The 8,696-nt window shown below is 70.7% G+C and carries 6 protein-coding genes and 1 pseudogene; 1 reads left to right on the top strand and 6 read right to left on the bottom strand.

Annotated elements, in window-relative coordinates; translation table 11 throughout:
* Positions 1-307: 307 nt before the first annotated feature.
* The 4 genes from N4P33_RS29020 to N4P33_RS29005 all read right to left on the bottom strand — a co-directional run bounded on the left by N4P33_RS29020 (position 308) and on the right by N4P33_RS29005 (position 6,972).
* Positions 308-979 carry a response regulator transcription factor gene (locus N4P33_RS29020; protein ID WP_260829849.1) on the bottom strand — a complete coding sequence of 224 codons (672 nt, stop codon included), beginning with the start codon at positions 977-979 and terminating at the stop codon, positions 308-310.
* 198 nt (positions 980-1,177) lie between these two features.
* Positions 1,178-3,046 (bottom strand): PQQ-like beta-propeller repeat protein, encoded by a 1,869-nt coding sequence (locus N4P33_RS29015; RefSeq protein ID WP_260829847.1) that lies wholly within the window; start codon positions 3,044-3,046, stop codon positions 1,178-1,180.
* A gap of 75 nt (positions 3,047-3,121) precedes the next feature.
* Entirely contained in the window at positions 3,122-4,909 is a 1,788-nt protein-coding gene (locus tag N4P33_RS29010; RefSeq protein ID WP_260829845.1) for a PQQ-like beta-propeller repeat protein, read from the bottom strand.
* A 245-nt stretch (positions 4,910-5,154) separates the two neighbouring features.
* A complete protein-coding gene (locus tag N4P33_RS29005; protein WP_260829844.1) occupies positions 5,155-6,972 on the bottom strand; it encodes an ABC-F family ATP-binding cassette domain-containing protein in 1,818 nt (605 codons plus the stop codon).
* A gap of 156 nt (positions 6,973-7,128) precedes the next feature.
* On the opposite strand from N4P33_RS29005, the gene N4P33_RS29000 reads away from it, so the two are divergent.
* On the top strand, positions 7,129-7,704 hold the full coding sequence (locus N4P33_RS29000) for a Uma2 family endonuclease (protein ID WP_260829842.1): 576 nt from the start codon (positions 7,129-7,131) through the stop codon (positions 7,702-7,704).
* 9 nt (positions 7,705-7,713) lie between these two features.
* On the opposite strand, the gene N4P33_RS28995 is transcribed toward N4P33_RS29000, so the two are convergent.
* Both N4P33_RS28995 and N4P33_RS28990 read right to left on the bottom strand, forming a co-directional pair.
* Positions 7,714-8,607, bottom strand: a complete 894-nt coding sequence (locus N4P33_RS28995; protein WP_260829841.1) for a 4-(cytidine 5'-diphospho)-2-C-methyl-D-erythritol kinase — start codon at positions 8,605-8,607, stop codon at positions 7,714-7,716.
* Positions 8,604-8,696: pseudogene (locus tag N4P33_RS28990) on the bottom strand (16S rRNA (adenine(1518)-N(6)/adenine(1519)-N(6))-dimethyltransferase); the annotation flags it as partial. The pseudogene N4P33_RS28990 and the gene N4P33_RS28995, both read right to left, overlap by 4 nt.

The following is an 8,696-nucleotide window of genomic DNA, read 5'->3' as shown; positions in this document are numbered from 1 at the left end:
CGCGGCGGGTGCGTGCGGAGGGGCGTGGGCGTGCCGCAGGCGCGTACGGCGGGGAGGGGACGGGGCGGTGGTGTCTGCCCGCAGCGGCTGGCGCGTCCGCGCCGACCAGCCTCTTGAGTCGACCCATTTCGCGCCAGACCGAGGACGGACACCACCGACCCGGCCCCGACTCACCCACCCACCGCAGGCGCTACACAAACCCCCACCGAAGCCGCAGCGGCGCCGCAGGCATCCACCCACCGGACCCGCAGCCGCGCCGCAAGCATCCACCCCCACCGGAGCCACAGCAGCGCCGCAGGCATCCCCACTACCGCTCCCGGTCCGCCCGATCCAGCAGCCCCGTGCGAGCGGCCAGCGCCGCCGCCTCCAGCCTCGAACCCACCCCCAGTTTCATCAGCACCCGCTGCACATGCGTCCGCGCCGTCGACGGTGCGATGCCCATCCCCGCCGCGATCAGCCGCGTATCCTCCCCGTCGGCCACCCGCACCAGCACCTCCACCTCCCTCGGCGTCAGCATCTGCAACAACCGCTGCCCCTCGTCATCCGGCTGCGCCGCCGGATTCAGCAGCTCCCCGAACGCCCCCTGCAACAACCCCGGCGCCACCGCGGCCTCCCCCGCCCGCGCCTTCATGATCGCCCGCTCGACCCCCTCGATGCGCTCGTCGTGCCGCACGTACCCCGACGCCCCCGCCGCGAACGCCGCCGCGATCCCGCGAGGGCTCGGCACCGGCCCCAGCACGACCACCGCCACCTGCGGCCGCTCCCGTTTGATCTTCACCACCGGATCAAAGATTCCCGGCTCCGCCGGCCCCGCCGTCCCCAGCAGACACACCTCCGGCGCCCTGCCGATCACCAGATCCGCCGCCCCCGCCACCGGCGCCGCCGCGGCCAGCACCCGGTGCCCGCGCAGCTTCAACGCCGACGCCAGCGCCTCCGCCAGCAATCGGTGATCGTCGACCACGATCAGCCGCACTCCCATAGAGAACCCCCCAGTCCCCCCAAGAAACCTCACCCACCCACACGCACACACCCGGTGGATGCCCCCGGAAGCTACACGCTTGTTCGACGTTGCGCTCCCCCTACCGGCGAGAATCGCCCGGATCACCGAAAAGTACGCGAACGGCCCCGCCCCTGAACAGGGGCGGGGCCGCAGGGCCGCTCAGGCGAACCAGAACGATCAGCTCGTACCGAAGGCGATCGCCAGGTACCTCTTCTCGCCCGAACTCGCGAAGTCGCTGGCGAACACCTCCGACATGTAGAGACGCCCGTCCGAGAAGAGGATCTCGTCGCTCTCCGGCGAGACCGACGCCTCCACATCACGCACCGACTCCGTCGCCGGGTTCTCCATCAGCGTCGTCTGCTTGAACGTTCCCCCGTCGATGCTGACGATCTGTCCGCCCTTGTCGTACGGAGGCCTCTTGTACGCCAGGATGTTGCCGCCATCCATCCGCAGCGGCCAGATCGTGTAGTCGTCGCCCGCATCCGCCCGCTGCCCGGTCTGCTTACCAGTGCTCAGGTCGAACGCGACGACCTCGTTGGTCCGGCCGTACTCGGCCCCGCTCTCGTGCTCCTCCGTCGGGATGTACAGCCGGTCGTTGCCGACGGCGAGCCCCGTGCAGTCCTCGATCTTCGTGATGCCGTCGCAGCGCGCCGCGAACTCGTCCCCCGGCGCCGAGATACGCGTCCGCAGCTTCCCCGTCTTGTTGTCGATCGAGAAGAAGTCGGAGATGCCGCTGCCGTCGCCCGCGGAGTCACCCACGTCGGCCGCCACGACCAGCGGGTCGGTGGAGACCACGGCGGCGTACTCGATGCCCTCGGACATCTTGTACTCGGAGATCACCTTGCCGGTCTTCGGGTCGATGGTCTGGATGTGCAGCTGCCGCTGGTCGTACGAACCGCACTTGCGCACCGCGACCAGCTTCGGACCGCCGCCGTACCCGGAGTCGTAGCAGGAGTCGGACGTCTTCGGCGCCCACAGGGGCTTGCCGGAGGCGATCTCCCACGCGGCACCCCCGCTCGTGCTGCCCGCGGCGACCGTGCCGCCGCTGAGGGTGACGTTGTTGAAGCTGATCTCCATCGTGCCGGACTTGGCCGTCTTGCTCCACAGCTTCTCGCCCGCCTCCAGGTCGATCACGGCGACCTGCGTGCAGCTCTGCGGATCGGTCTTGGTCGGCATGGCGGGCTTGTGGACGATCGCCGTCTTTCCGTCGTCCGTGACGTGGTCGGTGGCCGCGCACACCGGGCCGGGCAGGTCGATCGTCCAGGCCTCGGTGCCCTTGTCACGGTCGTAGCCGACGATCTCGGCGATGCCGCTCTTGGCGTACACCTTGTCGGTCAGCCACGAGCCGGACGTGACGATGGACTTGCTGTCCTTGGGCAGCTTGGGCTCCGGCACCTGGAAGAGCACCTTGGAGCTGGGGTCGGCCGGTGCCTTCTCCTTGCCGCCGGAGGACGTACCGCCGCCGTTCTTCGAGTCCTTGCCGCCGGTGCCGCCGCTGGAGCTCGCGGTGTCGTTCTTGCCGTCGTCCTCGCCGGAGGAGTTCGCGTACCAGACGCCGCCACCGATGATCAGCGCGATGGCCACGACCGCGGCGACGATGATCGCCACCTGGGCGTTGATCTTCCGCCCGCCACCACCACCGGGCCCACCCGGCTGCGGGTGCATCGGCACGGTCGCCTGCGGATATCCGTAGCCGGGCTGGCCGTAGCCGGGCTGGCCGTACTGCGGCTGCCCGTACGGCCCGGTCGGCGGCTGCCCCGGATATCCGTACCCGGCCGGAGGCTGGGGCTGAGGCTGCGGCGGCTGCTGCGGATACCCGTACCCGGGCCCCTGCGGAGCAGCCGGCGGCGGCGTCTGCGGGGCCTGCGGATACCCGTACCCCGGCTGCGGCTGGGGCGCCTTGCCGAGATCGGGCCCCCCGGGCGCAGCCGGCGGCTGCGCGGGTGGCTGCGCGGGTGGCTGCGGCTGCTGCCCCGCAGGGTCCTGCGGCGGGCCGAAACCCGGCTGCTGCGGCGGCTGGTTGGGCGGCGGGGGCGGCTGCGTCATGACGTGAGTACCTCGGAGACGGGGACGGGCGGCGACGAAGAAGCGACCGGAGGGAGTGCCCCCCGGGAGGGCGGCCTACTTGCCGTAGGCGAGCATCAGCTTCTCCTTCGAGTCGTCATTTCCGGTCAGCCGGGTGGTCGAGATGTAGAACCGCTCGTCGACCCAGTCGATCGCCTTGCTGAAGAAGCCGTTCTCGATCTCGGCGGCGCCCTGCGGGTTCTGCATCAGCTTCACCGGCTTGTGGCTGCTGCCGGTGACCGGGATGGACACGACCTGGCCGCCCGCGTCGTACGAGGGCTCCACGTAGGCGATGAGCTTCCCGGCGACGACCTTCATCGGGACCATCGACTCGCTCGCCGGGGACTTCTGCCGCCAGCGCTCCTTGCCGTTGGCGAGGCTGATCGCGACGATCTCGTTGGCGCCGGTGGTCGCCTCGGTGGGCAGGTACAGGGTGTCGCCCTCGACGGCGACGCCGGAGCAGCCCTGGAGTTCGCGGTTGAGGATGCCGAAGCCGCACTCGGGAGCGAAGTCCTCGTCGACGTCGACCTGCGCGCGCAGCTTGCCGCCGGCGGTGAAGCTGGCGATGTTCCAGGCCTTCTTGTCCTCGTTGGTGCTGTAGATGACGAGCGGGTCGACGGAGTACGCCTTGGAGACGCGCCAGCCCTTCTCGTACTTGTAGGTCCACTTGACCTTGCCGGTCTTGGGGTCGAGCTCCTGGACCTCGTCGTGCTCGTTGTCGCCGCCGGCGCCGCAGGAGGCGACCTGGATCAGCCGGTCGCCGCCCGCGAAGGCGGACGGGAAGCAGGCGTCGCCGTACTTCTTCTTGTCGTAGAGCTTGTCGCCGGAGGTGACGTCGTAGGCCGTGCCGGACATCGAGCGGCCCACCATCAGCGTGTTGCCGGTGAGAGACAGCTCCAGGGAGAGCGTGGAGTCGAACAGCTCGCCCTCCGCGACCTCGATCTTCCAGCCCTTCTCGCCGGTGTTGAGGTCGACGAGCTGGAGCTGGTTGCACTTGGCGCGGTCGCTGGCGCCGCTCATGTAGGCGATGACGACCTTGTCGTCGGACGTGGCCTTGGGGGTGGCAGCGCAGATCTTCTGCGGGAAGGCGATGGTCTCCCAGGTGGGCTTGCCGTCACCGACGTTGTACGCGGACAGCTCCTTGTAGGCCGCCTTCACCGCGGTCTTACTGGTGATCCACATGCCGGGGGCGTCGGCGCCGGAACCGGGCGCGTCGGGCGCCTCCTTGTACCAGAGCACCTTGGACTCGCCGGGCTGGCGGCCCTCGTTGAGGTTCTCCGGGTCCTCGCCGCCCGCGCCGCTGCCGTCCCCGGGGTTGATGGGGGAGCCGGACGGGTTCGGCTTGCCGTCGTCGGTCTTCTGGGCGACGGGCTTCTTGTCCTTCTTGTCGTCGCCGGTCACCGCCCACACGGTGCCGCCGACGACGAGCAGCGCGGCGACCGCGGCGGCGCCGATGGCGAGGGCGGGCTTGCCCTTGAAGGGGTTGCGCGAACCGCCGGGCCCGCCGGGCGGGGTGCCGGGCGCGCCGGGGAACTGCGGCTGGGGCGGGTAGCCGTAGCCGGGCTGGCCGTACGGACCCGGCTGCTGCGGCTGGCCATAGGGGCCGGAGTTGTACGGGCCGGGCTGGCCGTACGGTCCTGGCTGCTGCGGAGGCTGCTGCGGGTAGCCGTAGCCGGGCTGGGGTGCGCCGGGCGGCGGGCCCTGCGGCGGCGGTGGCGTCTGCGGAGCGCCGAAACCGCCCTGCTGCCGCGGGTCCTGAGGAGCGCCGAAGCCTCCCTGCGGCGGCGGATCCTGCGGTGCTCCGAAGCCACCGGGGCCCGGCGGCTGGTTGGGCGGCTGAGTCATCAGCTCGTTCCCCCTTACTCACTGATTTTTAGCCACGCCCTGAGGTACGCGACGGACACAGAGTCGTGTTCAGAACAGTTCTCAGGCAGTTCTCAGACGGCTCTTTCTATCACCCGCCGCCGACAGCCCACCGGCCCGCGTCCGCCCCTGTTCCCAAGGGCGAACCGGCCTGTGATGCGCCCGTTACGCGCCTTCACGACCCCTTCACGCAGCGCACGCCCCCTCTGCGCAGCCCCCGCGTGGGCTCAGGCGTCCTCCGCCAGTTCCAGCCAGCGCAGCTCCAGTTCCTCCCGCTGACCGGCCAGTTCCCGCAGTTCGGCGTCCAGTTCGGCCACCTTCGCGAAGTCCGTGGCGTTCTCGGCGATCCGGGCGTGCAGCTTGGTCTCCTTCTCGGAGATCTTGTCGAGCTGACGCTCGATCTTCTGCAGTTCCTTCTTCGCGGCGCGCAGATCGGCCGAGCTCTTCTCGGGGGCCGTCTGCTCGGAGCGGGCGGCGGCGGGGGCCGGGGCGGAGGCGGCGACGGCCTCCTCCATGCGCTTGCGCCGCTCCAGGTACTCGTCGATGCCGCGCGGCAGCATGCGCAGGGTGCCGTCGCCGAGCAGGGCGAACACGCGGTCCGTCGTCCGCTCGATGAAGAAGCGGTCGTGGGAGATGACGATCATCGAGCCGGGCCAGCCGTCGAGCACGTCCTCGAGCTGGGTGAGGGTCTCGATGTCGAGGTCGTTGGTGGGCTCGTCGAGGAAGAGGACGTTGGGCTCGTCCATGAGGAGGCGCAGCAGCTGGAGCCGCCGCCGCTCACCACCGGAGAGGTCCCCGACGGGCGTCCACTGCTTCTCCTTGTTGAACCCGAACGTCTCGCACAGCTGACCCGCGGTCATCTCGCGGCCCTTGCCGAGGTCGACGCGCTCGCGCACCGCCTGCACGGCCTGGAGCACCCGCCAGGTGGGGTCGAGTTCGGCGACCTCCTGGGAGAGGTAGGCGAGCTTGACGGTCTTGCCGACGCGGATGCGCCCGCCGGCGGGCTGCACCTCGCCCTCGCTGCGGGCGGCCTCGGTGAGCGCCCGCAGCAGGGACGTCTTCCCGGCGCCGTTGACACCGACGAGGCCGATGCGGTCGCCGGGGCCGAGCTGCCAGGTGACGTGCTTGAGCAGCACCTTGGGCCCGGCCTGGATGCTCACGTCCTCCAGGTCGAAGACGGTCTTGCCGAGCCGCGAGGAGGCGAACTTCATCAGCTCGCTGGTGTCGCGGGGCGGGGGCACGTCCTTGATGAGCTCGTTGGCGGCCTCGACGCGGAAGCGCGGCTTGGACGTACGGGCCGGGGCGCCGCGCCTGAGCCACGCCAGCTCCTTGCGGACGAGGTTCTGCCGCTTGGCCTCCTCGGTGGCGGCGATGCGTTCGCGCTCGGCGCGGGCGAAGACGTAGTCGGAGTAGCCGCCCTCGTACTCGTACACGTCACCGCGCTGCACGTCCCACATGCGGGTGCACACCTGGTCGAGGAACCACCGGTCGTGGGTGACGCACACCAGCGCGGAGCGGCGCTCGCGCAGGTGCCGGGCGAGCCAGGCGATGCCCTCGACGTCGAGGTGGTTGGTCGGCTCGTCGAGGACGATCAGGTCCTGCTCGTCGATGAGCAGCTTGGCCAGCGCGATCCGCCGTCGCTCACCACCGGACAGCGGCCCGATCACGGTGTCGAGCCCCTTGGGGAACCCGGGCAGGTCGAGCCCGCCGAACAGCCCGGTCAGTACGTCCCTGACCTTGGCGTTGCCCGCCCACTCGTGGTCGGCCATGTCCCCGATGACCTCGTGCCGGACGGTGGCCTCGGGGTCGAGCGAGTCGTGCTGCGTGAGCACGCCCAGCCGCAGCCCGCCGGAGTGTGTCACCCGCCCGGTGTCGGCCTCCTCCAGCTTGGCCAGCATCCGGATGAGGGTGGTCTTCCCGTCCCCGTTCCGCCCGACGACCCCGATCCGATCCCCTTCGGAAACGCCGAGGGACACACCGTCGAGCAGGGCACGGGTGCCGTACACCTTGCTGACGTTCTCGACATTGACGAGGTTGACGGCCATTTCTCTCCTGCCAGGGGGGATCGATCAGCTTTCCAGCGTAGGCCCTGCGGGGCGGGTTCCGGACGGCGCCCGGGGCGCGAGGGTGCGGTCACTCTTTGTGAGGACGTGATCGGGAACGGGCGGCTACCGTGGTGGGTGGGCAGCAGGATCCCGTCCATGGGAGAGACCGACGTTCACTGGCCCGTGCCGCCGCACAACGGCTTCACCTTCGACGACATGCAGGCATCGCGGGACCTGTCGCGGCGTGTGGAGCTGATCGACGCGAGCCTCGTCTTCACGAGTCCGCTGTCTGCCTTCCACGTCGACACAGTGGACCTTCTCGTTCACGGGCTGCGCTCCACCCTCCCCAAGGAGTTCAGGGTCCGCCGGGAGATTCCCGTGATCCTCGACCGCTCCAACGCTCCCGCACCGGATGTGACCGTGATCAGTGCCCACGTCGGACGAGATCAGCTGAGCTGTGAGCCGCTGGATGTCCACCTCGCCATCGAGGTCGTGTCACCGGACTCGGAGTCCCGGGACCGAACGACCAAGCCGTACAAGTACGGAAGGGCCGGCATCCCACATTTCTGGCGGGTCGAGCGCGATGGGACCGGCCGGAAGCCGCTCGTCCATGTGTACGAGCTCGACCCGATCACCCGCGCGTACGTACACACGGGCATGCACCGCGATCGGATCAAGGTCGACAAGCCCTACGCCATCGACGTCGACCTGACCGCGATCGAGGAGCTCTGAACCGAGCTCTCAGACGACCATCGCCCCCGGCACCGGCCCCGCCGCCACGCGCACCGCGCGGCACGTGCCGGAGGCGTGCAGGATCTGGGCGACGGCGGTCGCCGACTCGGCGTCGCGGGCGAGGAACGCCGTGGTCGGGCCGGAGCCCGAGACCAGCGCCGCCAGTGCGCCCGCCGCGCGGCCCGCCGCCAGGGTGTCGGCCAGCTCGGGGAAGAGGGAGAGCGCGGCCGGCTGGAGGTCGTTGGAGACGGCGGCGGCCAGCGCGTCGGCGTCCCCCTTGGCCAGTGCGTCGATCAGCGGCTGCGAAGCCACCGGCTCAGGAATGTCCCGTCCCTCTCCCAGCCGGTCGAACTCGCGGAACACCGCCGGGGTCGACAACCCCCGTCCGGCCAGCGCGAACACCCAGTGGAAGGTCCCGCCGACCTCCAGCTCCGTCAGCTTCTCGCCCCGTCCGGTGCCGAGCGCCGCCCCGCCGACCAGGCTGAACGGCACGTCGCTGCCCAGCTCGGCGCAGATCTCCAGCAGCTCCTCCCTCGACGCACCGGTCCCCCACAGCGCGTCGCACGCCAGCAGCGCCGCCGCCCCGTCCGCGCTGCCGCCCGCCATACCCCCGGCGACGGGGATGTCCTTGGCGATGTGGAGGTGGACGCGTGCCTCACGGCCGTACCGCTCGGCGAGGGCGAGGGCCGCGCGGGCGGCCAGGTTCGTGCGGTCCAGGGGGACCTGCCCGGCGTCCGCGCCCGCGCAGGTCACGCGCAGCTCGTCGGACTCGGTGACCGTGACCTCGTCGTACAGGCCGACCGCGAGGAAGACATTGGCCAGGTCGTGGAAGCCGTCGGGGCGGGCGGCGCCGACCGCGAGCTGGACGTTGACCTTGGCGGGGACGCGGACGGTGACGCTCACTGCTGACCGGACTCCTTGTTCGGGGCGTGCTCGGCGATACGGGCGAACTCCTCCACCGTGAGCGACTCGCCGCGCGCCTGCGGCGAGAC

The organism is Streptomyces sp. 15-116A, assembly GCF_025290915.1.
Lineage (GTDB): Bacteria > Actinomycetota > Actinomycetes > Streptomycetales > Streptomycetaceae > Streptomyces.
The sequence above is the reverse complement of the archived record's forward strand: the minus strand, read 5'-3'. Positions and strand labels throughout refer to the sequence as shown.

Excerpts from the sequence above, each read along its gene's own strand:
- N4P33_RS29015 (WP_260829847.1), bottom strand. The coding sequence starts at position 3,046 with ATGACGCAGCCGCCCCCGCCGCCCAACCAGCCGCCGCAGCAGCCGGGT.
- N4P33_RS29020 (WP_260829849.1), bottom strand. The coding sequence starts at position 979 with ATGGGAGTGCGGCTGATCGTGGTCGACGATCACCGATTGCTGGCGGAG.
- N4P33_RS29005 (WP_260829844.1), bottom strand. The coding sequence starts at position 6,972 with ATGGCCGTCAACCTCGTCAATGTCGAGAACGTCAGCAAGGTGTACGGC.
- N4P33_RS29000 (WP_260829842.1), top strand. The coding sequence starts at position 7,129 with ATGGGAGAGACCGACGTTCACTGGCCCGTGCCGCCGCACAACGGCTTC.
- N4P33_RS29010 (WP_260829845.1), bottom strand. The coding sequence starts at position 4,909 with ATGACTCAGCCGCCCAACCAGCCGCCGGGCCCCGGTGGCTTCGGAGCA.